This is a genomic window from Paracoccus alkenifer (assembly GCF_900108405.1).
In the GTDB taxonomy this organism is placed as follows: Bacteria; Pseudomonadota; Alphaproteobacteria; order Rhodobacterales; family Rhodobacteraceae; genus Paracoccus; species Paracoccus alkenifer.
Genome location: NZ_FNXG01000008.1, coordinates 21,051 through 38,070, shown reverse-complemented (window position 1 = coordinate 38,070; position 17,020 = coordinate 21,051). Strand labels below are relative to the sequence as shown.

17 protein-coding genes are annotated in these 17,020 nt (G+C 64.9%); 4 read left to right on the top strand and 13 right to left on the bottom strand.

The features are described from left to right. Positions 1-3: 3 nt before the first annotated feature. The 6 genes from BLW83_RS14545 to BLW83_RS14520 all read right to left on the bottom strand — a co-directional run bounded on the left by BLW83_RS14545 (position 4) and on the right by BLW83_RS14520 (position 6,426). On the bottom strand, positions 4-762 hold the full coding sequence (locus BLW83_RS14545; RefSeq protein ID WP_090849001.1) for an SDR family oxidoreductase: 759 nt from the start codon (positions 760-762) through the stop codon (positions 4-6). A gap of 70 nt (positions 763-832) precedes the next feature. Beyond that, on the bottom strand, positions 833-1,513 hold the full coding sequence (locus tag BLW83_RS14540) for a nitroreductase (protein WP_218139144.1): 681 nt from the start codon (positions 1,511-1,513) through the stop codon (positions 833-835). A gap of 11 nt (positions 1,514-1,524) precedes the next feature. After that, a complete protein-coding gene (locus BLW83_RS14535; protein WP_090848999.1) occupies positions 1,525-2,571 on the bottom strand; it encodes a phosphotransferase family protein in 1,047 nt (348 codons plus the stop codon). After that, positions 2,568-3,812 carry an acyl-CoA dehydrogenase family protein gene (locus tag BLW83_RS14530; RefSeq protein WP_090848997.1) on the bottom strand — a complete coding sequence of 415 codons (1,245 nt, stop codon included), beginning with the start codon at positions 3,810-3,812 and terminating at the stop codon, positions 2,568-2,570. Before BLW83_RS14530 ends, BLW83_RS14535 begins: the two co-directional genes overlap by 4 nt. A 58-nt stretch (positions 3,813-3,870) precedes the next feature. Next, a complete protein-coding gene (locus BLW83_RS14525; protein ID WP_090848994.1) occupies positions 3,871-5,508 on the bottom strand; it encodes an AMP-binding protein in 1,638 nt (545 codons plus the stop codon). Positions 5,509-5,637: 129 nt separating this feature from the next. Then, positions 5,638-6,426: an SDR family NAD(P)-dependent oxidoreductase gene (locus BLW83_RS14520; protein ID WP_090848992.1), complete on the bottom strand. Its 789-nt coding sequence runs from the start codon at positions 6,424-6,426 to the stop codon at positions 5,638-5,640. A 167-nt stretch (positions 6,427-6,593) separates the two neighbouring features. On the opposite strand from BLW83_RS14520, the gene BLW83_RS14515 reads away from it, so the two are divergent. Together BLW83_RS14515 and BLW83_RS14510 are read left to right on the top strand one after the other, a co-directional pair. Beyond that, positions 6,594-7,373, top strand: a complete 780-nt coding sequence (locus BLW83_RS14515; protein WP_090848990.1) for an enoyl-CoA hydratase/isomerase family protein — start codon at positions 6,594-6,596, stop codon at positions 7,371-7,373. Between the two features lie 26 nt (positions 7,374-7,399). Next, on the top strand, positions 7,400-8,416 hold the full coding sequence (locus tag BLW83_RS14510) for an NADP-dependent oxidoreductase (RefSeq protein ID WP_090848988.1): 1,017 nt from the start codon (positions 7,400-7,402) through the stop codon (positions 8,414-8,416). Between the two features lie 89 nt (positions 8,417-8,505). Here BLW83_RS14510 and BLW83_RS14505 read toward each other — a convergent pair whose 3' ends face one another. Beyond that, a complete protein-coding gene (locus tag BLW83_RS14505; protein ID WP_090848986.1) occupies positions 8,506-8,958 on the bottom strand; it encodes a PaaI family thioesterase in 453 nt (150 codons plus the stop codon). A gap of 11 nt (positions 8,959-8,969) precedes the next feature. Continuing rightward, positions 8,970-9,731, bottom strand: a complete 762-nt coding sequence (locus BLW83_RS14500) for a glucose 1-dehydrogenase (protein WP_090848984.1) — start codon at positions 9,729-9,731, stop codon at positions 8,970-8,972. 247 nt (positions 9,732-9,978) lie between these two features. Between BLW83_RS14500 and kce the strand changes: the two genes are divergently transcribed. Continuing rightward, positions 9,979-10,911 (top strand): 3,5-dioxohexanoate:acetyl-CoA acetone transferase, encoded by a 933-nt coding sequence (kce, locus tag BLW83_RS14495; protein WP_090848983.1) that lies wholly within the window; start codon positions 9,979-9,981, stop codon positions 10,909-10,911. Continuing rightward, complete coding sequence (locus BLW83_RS14490; protein WP_090848981.1) at positions 10,898-11,806, top strand: SDR family oxidoreductase; 909 nt, start codon at positions 10,898-10,900, stop codon at positions 11,804-11,806. Before kce ends, BLW83_RS14490 begins: the two co-directional genes overlap by 14 nt. A gap of 61 nt (positions 11,807-11,867) precedes the next feature. Here BLW83_RS14490 and BLW83_RS14485 read toward each other — a convergent pair whose 3' ends face one another. The 5 genes from BLW83_RS14485 to BLW83_RS14465 form a co-directional block, all read right to left on the bottom strand. After that, a complete protein-coding gene (locus BLW83_RS14485) occupies positions 11,868-13,511 on the bottom strand; it encodes an AMP-binding protein (RefSeq protein WP_090848979.1) in 1,644 nt (547 codons plus the stop codon). Between the two features lie 69 nt (positions 13,512-13,580). Continuing rightward, a complete protein-coding gene (locus BLW83_RS14480; RefSeq protein WP_090848977.1) occupies positions 13,581-14,276 on the bottom strand; it encodes an ABC transporter ATP-binding protein in 696 nt (231 codons plus the stop codon). Then, positions 14,273-14,971: an ABC transporter ATP-binding protein gene (locus BLW83_RS14475; protein WP_090848975.1), complete on the bottom strand. Its 699-nt coding sequence runs from the start codon at positions 14,969-14,971 to the stop codon at positions 14,273-14,275. The genes BLW83_RS14480 and BLW83_RS14475 overlap by 4 nt, the downstream gene beginning before the upstream one ends. Further along, positions 14,968-15,963 carry a branched-chain amino acid ABC transporter permease gene (locus tag BLW83_RS14470; protein ID WP_090848973.1) on the bottom strand — a complete coding sequence of 332 codons (996 nt, stop codon included), beginning with the start codon at positions 15,961-15,963 and terminating at the stop codon, positions 14,968-14,970. The genes BLW83_RS14475 and BLW83_RS14470 overlap by 4 nt, the downstream gene beginning before the upstream one ends. Further along, positions 15,960-16,817, bottom strand: coding sequence for a branched-chain amino acid ABC transporter permease (locus BLW83_RS14465; protein ID WP_090848971.1), 858 nt, complete (start codon positions 16,815-16,817; stop codon positions 15,960-15,962). Before BLW83_RS14465 ends, BLW83_RS14470 begins: the two co-directional genes overlap by 4 nt. Positions 16,818-17,020: the final 203 nt, after the last annotated feature.

Below are 17,020 nucleotides of genomic sequence, written 5' to 3'. Positions count from 1 at the left end.
CGGTCAGATATGGTCGGTGGGCCGGATCACGATTTCGGCCAGCGCCACGCGGCGGGGCCGGGTGATGATATGGGCGATGGTTTCGGCCACGTCCTCGGGGTGCAGATATTCTACCTTGTCGAGTATCCGCGACAGGCGTTCCTGCGCTTTCGGGGCCTGATGCTCGAACAGTTCCGTGCTTACAGCCCCCGGCTCGACCACCGAGACGCGGACGTCGCGCCGCGCGAACTCTTGCCGCATCGCCTCGCTGAAGGCGGTGACGCCGAATTTCGTCGCGTTATAGACCGCAGCGGTGCCGGACGCGACCCGACCGGCGATCGAACTGATGTTGACCACATCGGCCACGCCCCGCCCACCCTGCGCCGCCTGAACCAGATGCGGCAGCGCCGCCTTGGTGGTGGCCAGCAGTGCGGTCAGGTTCAGATCGACCATCTGTTCCCATTCCGATAGCGGCCGATCCATGGAATCGCCGTTGAGCATGATGCCGGCCGCGTTGATCACGATATCAAGCCGGCGTTCCGTCGCCACCACATCCGCCACCACCTGTGCGGGCACCCCGCGCTCGGCAATGTCGGCGGCAAGCACCCTGGCCTGTCCGCCGGCCGTGGCGATCCGATCTGCCACCTCGGCTAGCCGTTCCGCCCGCCGAGCGACTAGCACGACGCGCGCCCCCTGCGCCGCCAGTTCGACCGCGGTCGCCTCGCCGATCCCGCTTGAGGCGCCGGTCACCAGTGCCGTGCATCCTTCCAGCCTTTTTGCCATCCGCTCATCCTCCTGACGGGTCGGCCGCCTTGCTGTCATCCCTAGGCAGCGACCGTGCCGGGGGCAATGTTCATGCCGGGATCAGTTCACGGTGGAACATCACCGCATCTTCCAGCCCGGCCCTGCCGACGCGGGCCTGATTCGCATCCACAGCGGGATCCTCGTAGCCAAACGAGATGCCAAAGACAGCCCGATGCGTCTGGCCCAGGCCCAGATGGTCACGGATGATCCCCGGATACAGGCTCAGCGCCCCCTGCGCGCAAGAGGAAATCCCGCGCGAGGTCAGCAGCAGCATCAGCGTCTGCGCATAGATGCCCAGATCGACCGCCTCGCGCTCCTCGAACGTATGGTGGATGAAGATCAGCGCTGCATGGGGAGCGCCGAAGAAATCGAGGTTGCGGCGATAGGCCCAGTCCCGACGCGGACGGTCGTGCCGGTCGATCCCCATCGCCCCGTAAAGCTGGACAGCAGCATCGACCTGACGGGCGCGATACACCCCCTCGAACTTGCGGTCGGCGGCGAAGTCCGGGTCGGGAGGGATCCCCGCCTCGGCCGCCGCCACCATCTTGTCCCCAAGACTGCGCAAACTGGGCCCGGACAGCACATGAGTGATCCATGGCTGGATATTGCAGTTCGAGGGCGAAAGCTGCGCCAGCGCCAGCACCTCGCGCAACGTGTCCTGCGGCACCTCGTCTGGCAGATATCCCCGCACAGAGCGGCGCTTGGCCACGGCATCGTCGATATTCATCATGTGCGTTTCTCCTACAGGCCGCTGCGGGCGGCGATTTCCATGCCGCGACGGGCATAGGCGGCGGCAAGCCTGCGCCCCACCTGCGCCGAATCGGGCAGCGTGCTGTTGCCCTGCTCGCCGCGATAAGCGACGCCGGCGCTGCCCACCGCGGCGCGGAACATGGCAAAGACACGATGAAAGTCGGTCATCCGCTCGGTAGTTCCTGCTTCGGCGTAATAACGCGAAAGGTAATCTGCCTCGGTCGGGATTCCGTCGGCTGCAAGGTCGATGCCGAGCAGACCGCCGTTTTCATCGGGGGCCATGTTCCATGCCTGCGTGTTGAATGCCACATCGACCAACGGATGGCCCAGGGTGGACAATTCCCAGTCCAGCACGCCGATCACCCGCGGTTCGGTCGGGTGGAACATCAGGTTGCCGATCCGGCAATCGCCATGGCAAAGCGCCAACAACTGGCTATCCGGGATGCGGCTGCCCAGCCAGCCGATCATCCGGTCCAATTGCGGGTTGTCCTCGTCGCCCTTGCGGTACTGCTGCCAAAGCTGTGACCAGCGGCTGATCTGGCGCTCGAAGTAATTCCCCGCCCGCCCGAAATCACCAAGCCCCGCCGCCCCGAAATCAAGGCGATGGATCGCGGCCATGGTCGTAGCCATGGCCCGGTAGATCGCGCCGCGCTGGTCCGGCGCAAGGCCAGGCAGCGAATATTCAGTGAAGATACGGCCGTCCAGCCATTCCATCAGGTAGAAGGGCGTGCCCAGCAGGCTCGCATCCTCTTCGTAATGGTAAAGCTGCGGGACCGGTACGGCGCTGCCTTGCAGCGCGCCGATCACCCGATATTCCCGGTCGATGGCATGGGCGGATTTGGCCAGCTTCATGCCCGGCTGCTTGCGCAGCACCGCCCGCCAGTCGCCGGCGGTGACGAAATAGGTCGGGTTCGACATCCCCCCCGAGGTGGGGGCGACGGTCAGGTCGCCGACCTCGCGCCCCAGAAACCCGGTCAGGAAACCGCGCAGCGCCGCGATGTCGAAATCGAGCGCCGGGGTTGCGGGTTGCAGGGTCATTCCCCCCTCCGACTTTTAAAGCCGAACAGCTTCTGCGCGATGCGGCGTTTCTGCACCTCTTCCGAGCCTTCGGTGATCTTGTAGCGGCGGTGGTGGCGGTAGATGTGTTCGAACGGCATGTGGCGGGAATAGCCGATGCCGCCATGCACCTGCATGGCGAAATCCGCCGCCCGGCAGACCAGGTTGTTGGCCAGGTAGTTGCAGATCGACACCTCGTCCGACATCGAGGCCGGATCCTGCCGGTCCATCTTCCAGGCAGAGCGGAAGACATAGTTGCGGATCACCTCGCACTCGGCGTGCAGCTCGGCCAGCGGGAACTGGATCGCCTGCCGCGAGGAGAGGGACTCGCCGAACAGCACCCGTTCCTTGGCGTATTTCACCGCCTCCTGAATGCAGTAGCGGGCGGCACCGACGCTGCCGGCGGCCTGACGGATGCGGTTTTCATGGATGAACATCATGGCGATCTTCAGCCCTTCGCCCTCGACATTCAGGATGGCGCTGTCGGGGACGCGGACATCCTTCAGCTCGACCTCGGAGTGGTCGGTGGGCATGTTGAAGGTCCAGTGGTTCATCACGATGCGGTGGCCGGGGGTGTCGGTCGGCACGATAAAGGCGGTGATGCCGCGCGCCTCGCCGGGGTTGCCGCTGGTGCGGGCAAAGACCAGGTTCGCCTGCGCCCGGCCGACCTGGCTGTTCCAGCGCTTGCGTCCGTTGATGACCCAGTGGTCGCCGTCGCGGACCGCCCGTGTTTCCAGCCAGGTCGCGTCCGAGCCGTGGCGCGGTTCGGTCAGGGCAAAGCTCAGGTGACGCTCGCCGGTGATGATGCCCTCGATATAGACCTTTTGTTCCTCGGTCCCGTATTTGGCGATGGCGGGCACGATCGGGAAATTGCCGACGACCGAGTTTTCGTCCTGAAGATCGTTGTGCAGCCCCAGCCCCTTGGCCGCCAGATGCTCGCGGATCGCCGCGTTCATCAGGTTGCCCGCCGCCTGCCCGCCGCAGTTTTCCGGCAGGCACAGCCGCAGATGCCCGGCCTTGTCGGCGCGGCGTTCCATTTCAGACAGCAGCGCGCGCCATTCCTGGCTGGGCGCGCCGTCGTTTTCCCAGTCGGTGCGATAATATTCGCGCCGGTGGTCGAAGAACCTGACGTTCTCGCGCTCGAGAGGCTTGATTTCGGCCTCGATAAAGGCGTCGAGTTCAGCCAGCTTGTCGGTGATGGCCTGCGGCAGTTCAAAGTCCATGTTCGGTCCTCCCGGTTCGTTTCCAATTCGCGCCAGTCGGGCGCGCGCGTGCGTATCTTCAGTCAGCGGCGTATTTCGCCGCCTGTTCTTTCAGCAGGAATTTCTGGATCTTGCCGGCGGCGTTGCGGGGCATGGAGGCGATGATCTCGACCGCCTCGGGCCAGTATTGGCGGGCGGCGCCGCTCTCCTCCATCCAGGCGCGCAGGTCGTCCATGGAAAAGGGGCGGTCGTCGGCAAGCGCCACAAATGCGCAGGCGCGTTCGCCCATGCGCTTGTCGGGATAGCCCACGATGGCGGCATCGGTGACGCGGGGGTGGCGGTAGAGGATCGATTCGATCTCGACCACGGGGATGTTTTCGCCGCTGCGGATCACGATGTCCTTGGAGCGTCCGTTGATCCGGATATACCCCTCGGCGTCCATATAGGCGAGATCGCCGCTGTCGAACCAGCCTTCCGGCCCGCGGGCGTCCAGCCCCGGCCGCTTGAAATAGCCCAGAAATTGCAGCGCCCCGCGAAACCACAGCCGCCCGGTTTCACCCTGCGGCAGCGGCGCAAGGTTCTCGTCCGCGATCAGCAGTTCCACCCCCTCGACCGCGCGGCCGTCGGTGCTGGCGGATTTTTCATGCGCCCGCGCGGGTTCGGTCAGGCTGCCCGCCAGCCCCTCGGACATGCCCCACAGCGACGAGGCGCCAAGGCCGATCAACTCCCGCGCCCGCTCGATCACCACCGGGGGAATCTGGGCGCCGCCGCACAGGAAGGTGCGCAGCCCCGGCACTGGCCCGCCGCCAGCGATCACGCCGCAGATGTCTGACAGGAACGGCGTCGCGGCGGCCATGTGGGTCGCGCCCTCGCGCGCCATGATCGCGACCCCGGCCTCGGGTTCCCAGACATCCTGAAGCACCATCGTGCCGCCGCAATAAATCGCCTGCACCATCATCGCGGTGTAGCCGGTCATATGCCCGAAGGGCGTGACCGCGAAATGCACGTCCTCGGCCGTCAGGCCAAAGCGGTTGCCCAGCGCGGTGGCACAGGCGACCTGGGTGTTGGAGCAATGCATCACCCCCTTGGGCTCGCCCGTGGTGCCCGAGGTATACATCAGCACCGCCATCTCGCCCGGGTCGGCGGGGGTGCCTTCGGCGGCGGGGATCGGCGCGGCACCCGAGTTCATCACCAGCCGGTCGAAGCCCCGCGGACCGTCGTCATCGACGACGATCACATGGTCCAGCGCCGGCAGTTCCGGCCGCAGCCCGTCGATCATGGCCGGGAAGTCATGGCCGCGAAAGCTTTTCGGGATAACGATAGCCTTGGTTTCGGCGAACCCCAGCATGAAGCGCAGTTCGCGTTCGCGAAAGATATGCATCAGCGGGTTGGGCACCGCCCCGATCCGGCAGGCGGCAAAGGCGGTCACGACGAATTCCCACCAGTTCGGCAGCATCAGCCCGATGACGTCGCCCGGACCGACCCCCATCGCCCGCAGGGAACCCGCGGCCTGCGCCACCGCCGCGCCCAGTTCGGCATAGCTCATCACCTTGACCGGGCGATCAAAGCCTTTGTCCTTGCGATAGGCGACAATGGCCCGCTTGCCCGGCGAGGCGGTAATCGCCGCCTCAAGCAGGTCGTCGAAGGTCTTGTCCTGCCACCAGCCCGCCGCGCGCATGGCGCGGGCATGGGCCGCAAGATCAAATCCGTCGGTCATGATGATTTCCCCCCTTTACTGCCCGGCAATCCCGACAGCCGGTAAGGCTGTGCGTCCTTGGGCTGTCCGCGCAGATCGACGCCGGAACCGGCCGCGCGCCCCGTCCGCGGGGGTGCGGCCGGGGCACGTTCAATAGACGAATTTCCCGGCCGGGTGGGTGGCGGAAATCCCTCCGTCCACCGGCAGCAGCTGCCCGTCCATATAGGCCGAGTCGTCCGAGGCGAGAAACGCCGCCACCGCCGCCATATCCTCGACATAGCCGGGGCGCTGCATCGGGGTCAGCTTGCCCAGCCGATCCTCTTTCCCGGCCTTGCGGGCCCAGTCGAACATCGTCCGGGTCAGGCCGGTTTCGGTCAGCCCGGGCAGGATCGCATTCACCCGCACGTTCTGGCCGGCAAAGGCGCAGGCGGCGGTCATGGTCAGGTGGTTCACGCCGGCCTTGGCGGCGCCGTAAGCCTCGGTCCCGCCGCGGGCGCGCAGCGACCCGGTGGAAGAGTTCAGGATGATCGAGCCGCCGCCATGCGCAGCCATGTGGCGCCCCGCCAGCTTGCACGCGATGAAGGCCGGGATCACGTTGTCACGAAACATCCCGTCCCACTGCGCGACGGTCTGTTCCAGGAACGGGGTGACGGAATCGGTGTTGCCGGCATTGGCGAAAAACACCTCGAGCCCGCCCAGTTCCTGCACGCAGCGATCGATAGCGCCCTGCATGGCGGTCTCGTCCCCGGCATCGGCGATCTGGACGATGCAGCTGCCGCCCGAGGCGCGCACCAGATCGGCGGTTTCCTGCAACGGGGCCTCGCGCCGGCCCACAGCCATGACCAACGCTCCCTCGGCTGCAAAGCGCAGCGCGCTGGCGCGTCCGATTCCGCTGCCGGCGCCGGTGATGACAGCCCGGCGACCCTCAAGTCGTTTCACGCTACCTCCTCCCGAACCCTTTACTCCTCCGGGTCCAAATATCGGAATCAGTGTGAAGCTTAGCTATCATAAAGTAAACAAGCTTTCGATATGGCGGGCCGGACTTGTCATGTTAGTTTGCATGGTTATCATATTGCGAACCGCAACCCCCGGCTAAAGAGGCGAACATGCTGCAAGACCCCGTGCTTGTGGACGCAGCGAACCCACGCGTCACCGTCATCCGGCTGAATCGCCCCGAGCGGCTGAACGCCTTTGACGACGCAGCTGTCGAGGCATTCTTTGCCGCGCTGGACCGGATCGGCCGCTCTGACGCCAGCGCCGTCATCATCACCGGCGAAGGGCGCGGCTTCTGCGCGGGCTTTGATCTGAACGCGGCAGCCGAAACCGAGGACGATCCGGTAGCGACGGCCGCCTATTGGACCGGACGACAGGAACATTTCGCCGGGCTGGTCACCCGGCTGCGAGCGTTGCCCCAGCCGGTGATCGCCGCGGTCAACGGTGTCGCCTGCGGCGCGGGGCTGGGGCTGGCGCTGGGGTGTGACCTGCGTATCTGTTCCGACCGGGCCAAATTCAACGCCGCCTTCATCAAGGTGGGGATGACCAGTTGCGACATCGGGGTCAGCTACCTGCTGCCCCGCGCCATCGGCACCTCGCGGGCGTTCGAGATGATGCTGACCGGCCGCATGGTCGACGCCGCCGAGGCCGGGCGCATCGGGCTGGTCTACAAGTCCACCACCGCCGAGGGGCTGATGCCCGCGGCGTTCGAGCTTGCCGAGTCCATCGCCGAGAACGGGCGCCTGAACACCTGGCTGACAAAGCGCGGCATGTGGGCCAATCTCGAGGCCGGCAGCCTTGCCGCAGCAATCGAGCTGGAAAACCGCAGCCAGATCCTGATGCAGGGCACTGGCAACCTTGAACGTGTCGCGCGGGCGCGCGGATTTCTTTGAATATTCCCAACCGGAAGGACGTCAGCATGACCATGAATCGCAACTGGGTGCTGGACAGCTATCCCGAAGGCGCCGCACGGGCCGAGAATTTCCGGCTGGTCGAAAACCCGGTTCCCGAACCCGGGCCGGGGCAGATCCTGATCCGCACCCGCTGGCTGTCGATGGACCCCTATATGCGCGGGCGGATCAGCCCGGCTAAGAACTACACCGCCGGCGTCCACCCCGGCGAGACCATGCACGGCGGTGGGGTGGGCGAAGTCGTCGCCTCGAACCACCCCGGCTGGCAGGCGGGTGATCTGGTCGAATCGATGAACCTCGGCTGGCAGGAATATGCGGTGATCGCCCCCGATCAGGGCGGCACCGCCGCCGCCAACCGGGTGCTGGCCGACGCCCCGCCGCAGGCGGCGCTGTCATGGCTGGGGATGCCCGGCCTGACCGCCTATATCGGGCTGTTCGAAATTGGGCGGCCGAAGCCCGGCGACACGGTGGTGGTGTCCGCCGCCTCGGGCGCAGTCGGCCAGATCGCGGGCCAGATCGCCAAATTGATGGGCGCGCGGGTGGTTGCGGTCGCCAGCAGCGACGACAAGCTGGACTACTGCCGCTCGATCGGTTTCGACGCGGGGGTCAACTACCGCACCGCCCCGGACCTGACCGCCGCCATCGCCGACGCCTGCCCCGAGGGGGTGGACTTCTTTTTCGACAACACCGGCGGGCCGATCCACGACGCGGTGCTGGCCAATCTGGCAAATTTCGCGCGCGTGGCCATCGTCGGGCGCATTGCCGTGATCGACAAGCCCGCGTCGGAAGACATCGGCCTGCGGTCCAGCGCCCGGCTTGTGGTGACGCGCGCAACGGTTCAGGGACTGGTGGTGTTTGACTGGTGGCACCGCCGCAACGAGGCATTTGCCCGGCTGCTGAAATGGCACCGCCAGGGGCATCTGCAATTCCGCGAGGACATCCTCGATGGCATCGAATCGGCCCCCGAGGCGTTCCTGCGCATGATGTCCGGGCGCAATCACGGCAAGCAGCTGGTGCGGCTATAAAACGCAAACGCCGGGCCGGGTGGCACCCTGGCCCGCCTTTTTGCACCTGCGCCCTGCCCGAACCCAAAGGCGGATCAGGTAGAAGAGTCTTATTCTCGATCGCGCTTCCGGCCGATCTTGTAGACCACGCTGGCGTTCACCGAAGGCACGCCGTCCGCGGTCAGCACACAGCGGCTGAACAGGATGTTGCGGGTGCGGCGCAGGATCTGAGGCTGCGCCTCGACCCACTGGCCCAGCACAACGGGCGCAAAGTAATCCAACGTCATCGAGATTGTCGGATTGACCTCGCCCAGATCCTCGCTACGGCTGATCGGGGTGATGTTCATGTCGGCCAACGTCGCCAGAACCCCGCCGTGGCACATGCCGGCGCGGTTGAGGTGGCGACGCTGGACCCGAAAGCCGATTGCCGGCGCCTCCTTGTCTATCCGCACATAATAAGGGCCGCTCAGCAGCTCCGACTGGGAACTCTCGGACAACGGCACGAAGCCGGGCGGCGGGTTGTCCGCCTCGGCTTCGCCGGCCTGAATCGGGGCGCCGGGCATTCGTCGCCCGGTCAAATCATGTTCATCCCGCCCGAGACCGAGATGGTCTGACCGGTGATGAACCCGGCATCATCCGACGCGAGGAAGGCCACGATACCGGCGTAATCCTCGGGCTCGCCCATCCGGCGCAGCGGGATGCCGCGGACCATTGCGTCCTTCCATTTCACCGCATCGTCGCCGGTGCCCAGCACCGACGCCATCATCGGCGTGTTGGTCGGACCCGGGCAGACCGCGTTCAGCAGCACGTTGCTGCGCGCCAATTCTCGTGCCATGGACTTGGTAAAGGCGATCACCCCGCCCTTGCAGGCAGAATACACTGCCTCGGTCGAGGTGCCGACCCTAGCGGCGTCCGACGCAATATTGATGACCCGGCCACCCTTGCGCGCCACCATATGAGGGCAGACGGCTTTGTGGGTGTTCAGCGGACCGCGCAGGTTGATGGCGATGATCTTGTCCCACAGATCGCTTTCGGTCTGCAAAAACATCGCTGGCTTGTCCCACCCGGCGTTGTTCACCAGCACCCAGATCGGGCCGACATTTGCTTCGACATCGGCAACCGCCGCGTTCACCGCGGCCTCGTCCGCCACGTCCAACCCATAGACCTTGACCGTCACGCCGCTGGCGCGAGCCTCGGTAGCAGTGTCCTCGGCCAGTTCGGGCTTCAGGTCGAAGATGGCGACGTTGTAGCCTTCCTTGGCAAGGCGCAGGGTGATGGCTCGCCCAATTCCCTGCCCGCCGCCGGTGACAATGGCGGTTCTGTTGGCGCTGGACATAGATTTCTCCTCCGATGGCAGGGCCCGGTTATGAATCCGACGGGGGCCTCGCCCCGGCCGCATCAAATTTATTCAGATACGATATGCTAGCATACGATCTTTGGCAACAGGATTTTCCACTACCACGCAGCACGGCACTTTACACATATAGTCTACTTAAATACCATAATGAAGCAAACGAAATTGGACTCGGGGGGCATGGCGATTCATCCGCGCCCGACCCGTCGTTCCCGAGGAGGAGGAAGCCATGCGACCATCCAGCAAGGTGATCGTGAGTTGTGCCATCACCGGCTCGATTCACACCCCCACGATGAGCCCGCACCTGCCGGTCAGTGCCGAAACCATCGGCACACAGGCTATCGACGCCGCTCGCGCGGGAGCAGCGATCCTGCATCTGCACGCCCGTGTCGAAGGCACCGGGGCGCCATCGCAAAAGCCCGAGGACTACGCCCGCTTCCTGCCGCGCATCCGCGACAACTGCGATGCCGTGGTCAACATCACCACCGGTGGTGGCCTGGGCATGTCGCTTGAGGATCGGCTGGCGCCAGCGCTGGCCTTTGCGCCCGAGCTTGCCTCGATGAACATGGGTTCACTGAACTTCAATATTTCGGGCGCAGCAAGCAAGATCAAGGAATTCCAGCACGACTGGGAACGTCCCTATCTGGAGATGACGCAGGACTTCATCCTGTCGAACACCTTCACCCAGATCGAGCGCGGCATCCGTGCCCTGTCCGAACAGGGCACCCGCTTTGAATATGAATGCTACGACGTCGGGCACCTCTACAATCTGGCGCATTTCTTGGACCGCGGGCTGGTCGACGGGCCGCTGTTCGTGCAGGGTGTGTTCGGCATCCTGGGCGGGATCGCCGCCGAGACCGAACATCTGCTGCACATGCGCCGCACCGCCGACCGGCTGTTCGGCGACCAGTATGTGATGTCCGTGCTGGCCGCCGGCCGTCACCAGATGCCAATGGCGGTGACCAACGCCACGCTGGGCGGCCATGTCCGCGTCGGGCTGGAGGACAGTATCTATATCGCCAAGGGCGAGCTGGCGCAGTCGAACGCCCAGCAGGTCGAAAAGATCACCCGCATCCTGAACGAGCTGTCGATCGAAACCGCCACCCCCGATGAAGCCCGCACCATGTTGGGCCTGAAAGGAGCCGCCCATGTCAAGTTCTGAGATCCGCGACCAAAGCCCCTACAAGCCCGACCTGCTGGCCGGCAAGCGCATCCTGGTCACCGGCGGCGGCACCGGGCTGGGGCTGGAAATGTCGCGCGGCTTTTCCGCGCTTGGCGCGCATGTGTTCATCTGTGGTCGCCGCGAGGACGTTCTGGCCGAGGCCTGCAAGACCATCGCGGCCGGGGGCGGCGCGGCTGACTATCTGATCACTAATGTCCGCGACCCGGAAAGCGTCGATGCGACCGTGGCGAAGATCTGGGACAGCGGCCCGCTGACCGGGCTGGTCAACAACGCGGCCGCGAACTTCATCGCCCCGACTGAGACGCTCAGCCCGCGCGGCTATCAGGCGATCTCCCAGACGGTAATGGACGGCTCGTTCTACGCCACGCTTTCCTGCGGCAAGCGCTGGATCGCCGATGGGCTGCCGGGCACGGTGCTGTCGAATCTGGTGACCTGGGTGTGGACCGGATCGGCCTTCGTCACCCCCTCGGCCATGTCCAAGGCGGCGATTCAGGCGATGACGATGTCGCTGGCGGTCGAATGGGGGCCCAAGAATATCCGCCTGAATGCGATTGCGCCGGGGCCGTTCCCCACCCCGAACGCCTGGGAAAAGCTGAACCCGATCCCGGGCTCGTCCGTGGGCGCTACGCAAAAGGAAAAAGTGCCGCTGCGCCGCTTCGGGCAGATGCACGAGCTGCGCAACCTGACCGCCTTCCTGATGTCTGACGCCTGCACCTATATCAACGGCGCCACGGTCGCAGTGGATGGCGGACATCATCTGGCCGCACCCTCGACCTTTGCCGATCTGTCGGACATGAGCGCCGAGGACTGGGCAGCGGCGCGCGAGGCGCTGCGGGCCTCGGCCGAAAAGGAAAAGCAGGGGCGCAAAGCCTGATTGCCCTTCACAAGAAAAGCCCGCCGAGAGGCGGGCTTTTTTATTCTGCGATTCCAGCTGGTCAGGCGCCGCTGCGCTGGTTGTAGTAATCGGCGTAGGTTTCGCGCAGGTCCATCTTGCGGACCTTGCCGGTTGCGCTCAGGGGGAACTCGGCGATCTGTACCACGTCATCAGGCACCCACCATTTCGCCACCTGCGCGCCGATCAGCTCAAGGATCGCGCGCGCGTCCAGCACCGCCCCTTCGCGCAGCTGAACGATCAGCAGCGGCCGTTCCTGCCATTTCGGGTGGTCGACGGCGATTGCCGCAGCCTGCACCACATCGGGGTGGCTGGCCGCGATCTTTTCCAGATCGGACGAGCTGATCCACTCACCCCCCGACTTGATCAGGTCCTTGTCGCGGTCCACGATCTTCAGATAGCCGTCGGGGTCGATGGTGGCGATGTCGCCGGTCACCAGCCAGCCATCGCTGTCCAGCGCGCAATCCTTGGGGTGGTTCAGATAGCCTCGCGCCGCCCACAACCCCTTGACGCGCAGATGCCCCCGCGTGGTGCCGTCGCGCGGCAGCACATTACCTTCGTCATCGACGATCCTGATCCGCGTCAGCGCGGTCTGACGGCCGTCCTTCAGCAAATAAGGCATCCGCGCTTCCAGCGGCAGATCGGCATCGCGGCTAAGCAGCGCACCCGAGGTGCCGAACATGCATTCGGTCATCCCCCAGCTGTGGGTGGTGGTAATGTCGTTCTCGTGCAACCACGCAATCAGCCACGGCGCCGCGCCGGCGCCCGAGGTCACGACGGATTCCAGCCGGCCCAGATCCAGCGCCTTTGCCCGGACATGCTCAATGATGCCGGTCAAGACCGAGGGCACCATCGCCGCGCAAGTTACCCCTTCGTCCGCGATCACCCGTTGCAGGTTTTCCGGCGACAGGTTGCGCCCCGGCAGCACCAGCGGCACCCCGGCGTAAACCGCGCCAAAGGGAAAGTTCCAGGCGTTGGAATGGAACATCGGCGCCACCGCCAACAGCACCGGCTTGCCCCGCCGCGTCGGCGGCAGCCACCCCATCGAGGTAAAGGTCATGGTCTGCAACACTGTGGCGCGATGCGAATAGACGACCCCCTTGGGCATTCCGGTCGTCCCCGAGGTAAAGCAGATGGTCGAGGCCGAACGCTCGTCGAACTCGGGCCACTCGAACTGGTCCGATTCGGCGGCCAGCCAGTCCTCGTAGGATTCAAGCGCCAGCGGCCCACCGTCGGGCAGGTTCTCTCGCCGCTCGAGAACCACGAAATGGCGCACATGCGGAAGCTTCCCGACCAGTTCGACCGCACGGGGGACAAGATCCGCGTCAAGAAAAAGAACTTCGGCGCCGCCCTCGTTGATGATGTATTCCAGATGCTCGGTGGTCAGGCGCGGGTTGACGGTGTGGATGGGGCAGCCCATCCCGGTGGCGCCATAGAAAATCTCCATGTGCCGGTGGGTGTTCCAGGCCAGCGTGGCGACCCGCTTGCCCAGCCCCATGCCCCGCGCCGTCAGCGCATTGGCCAGCCGCTTGCTGCGCCGGTTCATGTCCAGAAAACTGTAGCAGTGGCGCTGGCCGGCCAGGTCGTAAGAGACGATTTCCGCCCGCCCATGCGCCTCGGCGCCATGCTCGTTGATCGCCGAGATCAGCAGCGGCAGGTCCATGCTCAGACCCAGAAGATGTGACATCGCTTTCCTCCTGCCCGCGGGCCTGTTGCCACGGGCCAACTTCTTCAGGTCACGGCTAGGGCCAGATGCCTACAGCTCGAACAGATGGGCGTTTTCCTCGGCCGCCATGTCGGCGCTGGCGCCGCCGCCCCTTATCTCGCCCTTGGCCATGACCACGAAACGATCTGTCACCGCACGGATCAGCGCGTGATGTTGTTCGACCACCAGAATGCCGGTGCCGCTGGCGCGCACCTTCAGCAGCGCTTCGGTCAGCACGTCGACGAGCACAGGGGCAAGCCCCTCGGTAGGTTCGTCCAGGACCAGCACCTCGGGGTTGGCCATCAGCGCCCGACCGATGGCCAGCATCTGCAACTGCCCCCCCGACAGCGCCATGCCCGGCGCACGGGCGCGTTCGCGCAGCACCGGAAACAGGTCAAAGACCCCTTCCAGCGTCCAGTCACCTTTGCGGTTGGTGGCCAGGCTCATGCACAGGTTTTCTTGCACGGTCAGGTTTGGCAGGACCATCCGCCCCTGCGGGGAAAACGACACCCCCAGATGCGCGGCGCGATAGGCCGGCAGGGTATCGGTGCGGGTGCCGGCGACGCGGATCTCGCCGCCGAAGACGCGGGTCTGGCCAAAGATCGACAGCAGCAGCGTCGATTTGCCGGCGCCGTTGCGCCCGACGATCCCCACCGATTCGCCGCGATCGACCGACAGCGACAGGTTGCGCAGGATTGTGGCCTTGCCATAGCCTGCGGTCAGGTCCGAGATTTCCAGAAAGCTCATGCTGCGGTCCCCAGATAGGCGGCGACGACCTGCGGGTTGGCGCGGATCTCGGCGGGCGTGCCGGTGGCAAGATGGCGGCCAAGGTCAAGCACGGTCACCACGTCGGACAGCGCAAACACTGCCTCGACATCATGTTCGACCACCACGGCGGCGATATCGCGTTCGGCTGCCAGCTTGCGCAGATGCCTGAACAGATTGGCGGTTTCCTCGGCCGACAGCCCGGCGCCGGGTTCGTCCAGCAGCAGGATGTCGGGCATCCCGATCAGCCCCAGCGCCACATCGACCCGGCGCTGGACGCCGTAGGCGGCGCGGGCAGCCTCAAGATGCAGCACCTCGCGCAGGTCCATCGTGTCGATGATGGCGCCAAGGTCGGGTTCGTTCAGATGCGCCGCGACCAGATCGAGCTGTTCAAGGATCGTCAGCCCCGGAAAGATCGAGGTTTTCTGGAACGACCGCGCCATGCCGTTCTTGCGCCGCCGCTGGATGCTGTCGCCGCTGATGTCGCGGTCCTTGTAGAAGATGCGCCCGGCGCTGGGACGGCGCTTGCCGACAACCGCATCCATGAAGGTGGATTTGCCGGCCCCGTTCGGCCCGATGATGGAATGGACCTGCCCGCGCTGGCCCAGATCGACCGAGATGTCGTTCAGCGCCTTGAAGGCGCCATAGGCGACCGTCAGGTTTTCAACGCGGATCATGCCCGCCCCCCTTTCCGGCGCAGCAGCCGGAGCGGATGCAGGATGCCCTTGGGAATGAACAGCATGACCAGGATCACGGCGATGCCGGTGAACAGCTGCGAATAGCCCAGCGCCCCGAATTCGCTGATTGCCCAAGTGTAGATGACCCCACCTGCAACCGGCCCGATGACCGAGGACACGCCGCCGGTAATCGCCGCCAGCAGGGCGTTGGTCGAGGTGATGATGCTGAACATCTCGGGTGAGGCAAGACCGCTGGCCAGCGCCTGGATCACCCCGGCAATACCCGCGGCCAGCCCGACGCCGGTAAAGGCAAAGACTCTCGGCCAATAGGTGTCGAACCCGGAAAACCGCATGCGTTCCTCGTTTTCCTTGATCGCGCGCAAGCGGACCCCGAAATGCGACGAGGCAACAATCAGGAACAGGCCGGCGATCACCCAGGTGGCGGTCCAGATCAGCGGCCAGACCTGCGCGGTATCCAGCAGGTCCATCGCATCGATGCCGAGCACCCGCCCCTCGGGCATGAACAGCAGACCGTCGCTGCCGCCGGTGGTCCGGCGCAGGCTGGGCAACGCAACGAGATGGCGCATCAGTTCGGCCAGGGACAGACAGATCATCATGAAGGCCAGCGGCTTTACACGGATGACGATGGCCCCGACCAGAAAGGCGGCGGTCAGCGTCACGAGCAGCGCGCCTCCGGCGGCAGCCATCGCGGAAAGCCCGAAGCTGTTGATCAGAATGGCGCAGGCATAGGCTGCAAGCCCATAATAGGCAGCGATACCGAACAGCACGAGGCCGCATTGATGCATGATGAAGGCAACGCACAGCGCCATGACGCCAGTGATCAGCCCGTTGTTCAGCAGCGATTGCAGATATCCGCCTTGTAGATAGCCCGGCAACAGGAACCCGGCCAGAAAGACCGCCAGCGCGAGACCGCCCAGGACGGGCCAGCGCAGCGACGAGGCCGAGCGGGGGGACAGGGGAACGCTGGTCATTCCGCGCTTACTCCGAAATTGAGGCCCTGCGGGCGCCAGACCAGGATGCCGACCAGCATTATATAGGGCAGCAGCACGGAAATCTCGTGCAGGTAGACGGTGCCGAAGGTCTGGACGAAGCCAAGGATCAACGCGGCGAAGATCGCCCCCCAGATCGAACCGGTGCCTCCGATCACCACCACGATCATGCAGGTGATGATCATCGCCACGTCCATGCCGGGATCAATCGAGAGGTAAGGCCCGACCAGAACCCCCGCCAACCCGGCAAACGCGGTCGAAAGCATCGAGATCAGCAGGCTCAGCCGGTTGGCGTTGATCCCCATCATCGACGAGATGTCAGGGGCATGGCTGACGGCGCGGACGAACATGCCGGTCCGGGTGGTGTTCAGCCAGACCGCAAGCGCAATGACCGAACATAGCCCGACCACGGTGATAAACAGGCGATAGACCGGATAATCCGCCCCGAAGATCTTGACCGAAGACGCGAGCATCCGCGGCGCGGTGACCGAAAGCGGCATCCCGCCATAAATGCGAATCACGACCTGCGCGATCACGATGCCGATGCCAAAGGTGATCAGCGCCACCTCGATCTGCTGGCGTTTTTCCAGCGGCCGCAGCACCGCCAGTTCCAGCAGCACCCCCAAGCCGGCCATCAACAGCGGCACGATCAACAGCGCCGCCCAGAAGTTCATGCCCGACGCGATAGTGTAGCCCAGATACGCGCCCACCATGTAGATGGCGCCATGGCCGAAATTCATCACCCGCCGCAGGCCGAAAATCAGCGCCAGCCCGCTGGCCATCATGATATAAAGCGACGAAACTGCCAGCGCGTTCAGGATCAATGTGGGTATCATTCCGCTCCTCCCAAGCGAAAAATCCTTGATGGCCGGTATCCGAAGGCGCCGCAGTTCCCTGCGGTGAAATCCTGAACACCCACACCTCCAAGAACTAAATCGCTAGCCAACTATACGCTTGCAGTCAATACGGCATCCGGTTGCGTCCTTGCGGGTGGCGGCAAAAGATAGACCCTCGGTCTGCTCACCACATTCCTGCGACA

Coding starts and splice junctions, on each gene's coding strand:
- BLW83_RS14545 (WP_090849001.1), bottom strand. CDS start 762: ATGGCAAAAAGGCTGGAAGGATGCACGGCACTGGTGACCGGCGCCTCA.
- BLW83_RS14540 (WP_218139144.1), bottom strand. CDS start 1,513: ATGATGAATATCGACGATGCCGTGGCCAAGCGCCGCTCTGTGCGGGGA.
- BLW83_RS14535 (WP_090848999.1), bottom strand. CDS start 2,571: ATGACCCTGCAACCCGCAACCCCGGCGCTCGATTTCGACATCGCGGCG.
- BLW83_RS14530 (WP_090848997.1), bottom strand. CDS start 3,812: ATGGACTTTGAACTGCCGCAGGCCATCACCGACAAGCTGGCTGAACTC.
- BLW83_RS14525 (WP_090848994.1), bottom strand. CDS start 5,508: ATGACCGACGGATTTGATCTTGCGGCCCATGCCCGCGCCATGCGCGCG.
- BLW83_RS14515 (WP_090848990.1), top strand. CDS start 6,594: ATGCTGCAAGACCCCGTGCTTGTGGACGCAGCGAACCCACGCGTCACC.
- BLW83_RS14510 (WP_090848988.1), top strand. CDS start 7,400: ATGACCATGAATCGCAACTGGGTGCTGGACAGCTATCCCGAAGGCGCC.
- BLW83_RS14505 (WP_090848986.1), bottom strand. CDS start 8,958: ATGCCCGGCGCCCCGATTCAGGCCGGCGAAGCCGAGGCGGACAACCCG.
- BLW83_RS14500 (WP_090848984.1), bottom strand. CDS start 9,731: ATGTCCAGCGCCAACAGAACCGCCATTGTCACCGGCGGCGGGCAGGGA.
- kce (WP_090848983.1), top strand. CDS start 9,979: ATGCGACCATCCAGCAAGGTGATCGTGAGTTGTGCCATCACCGGCTCG.
- BLW83_RS14490 (WP_090848981.1), top strand. CDS start 10,898: ATGTCAAGTTCTGAGATCCGCGACCAAAGCCCCTACAAGCCCGACCTG.
- BLW83_RS14485 (WP_090848979.1), bottom strand. CDS start 13,511: ATGTCACATCTTCTGGGTCTGAGCATGGACCTGCCGCTGCTGATCTCG.
- BLW83_RS14480 (WP_090848977.1), bottom strand. CDS start 14,276: ATGAGCTTTCTGGAAATCTCGGACCTGACCGCAGGCTATGGCAAGGCC.
- BLW83_RS14475 (WP_090848975.1), bottom strand. CDS start 14,971: ATGATCCGCGTTGAAAACCTGACGGTCGCCTATGGCGCCTTCAAGGCG.
- BLW83_RS14470 (WP_090848973.1), bottom strand. CDS start 15,963: ATGACCAGCGTTCCCCTGTCCCCCCGCTCGGCCTCGTCGCTGCGCTGG.
- BLW83_RS14465 (WP_090848971.1), bottom strand. CDS start 16,817: ATGATACCCACATTGATCCTGAACGCGCTGGCAGTTTCGTCGCTTTAT.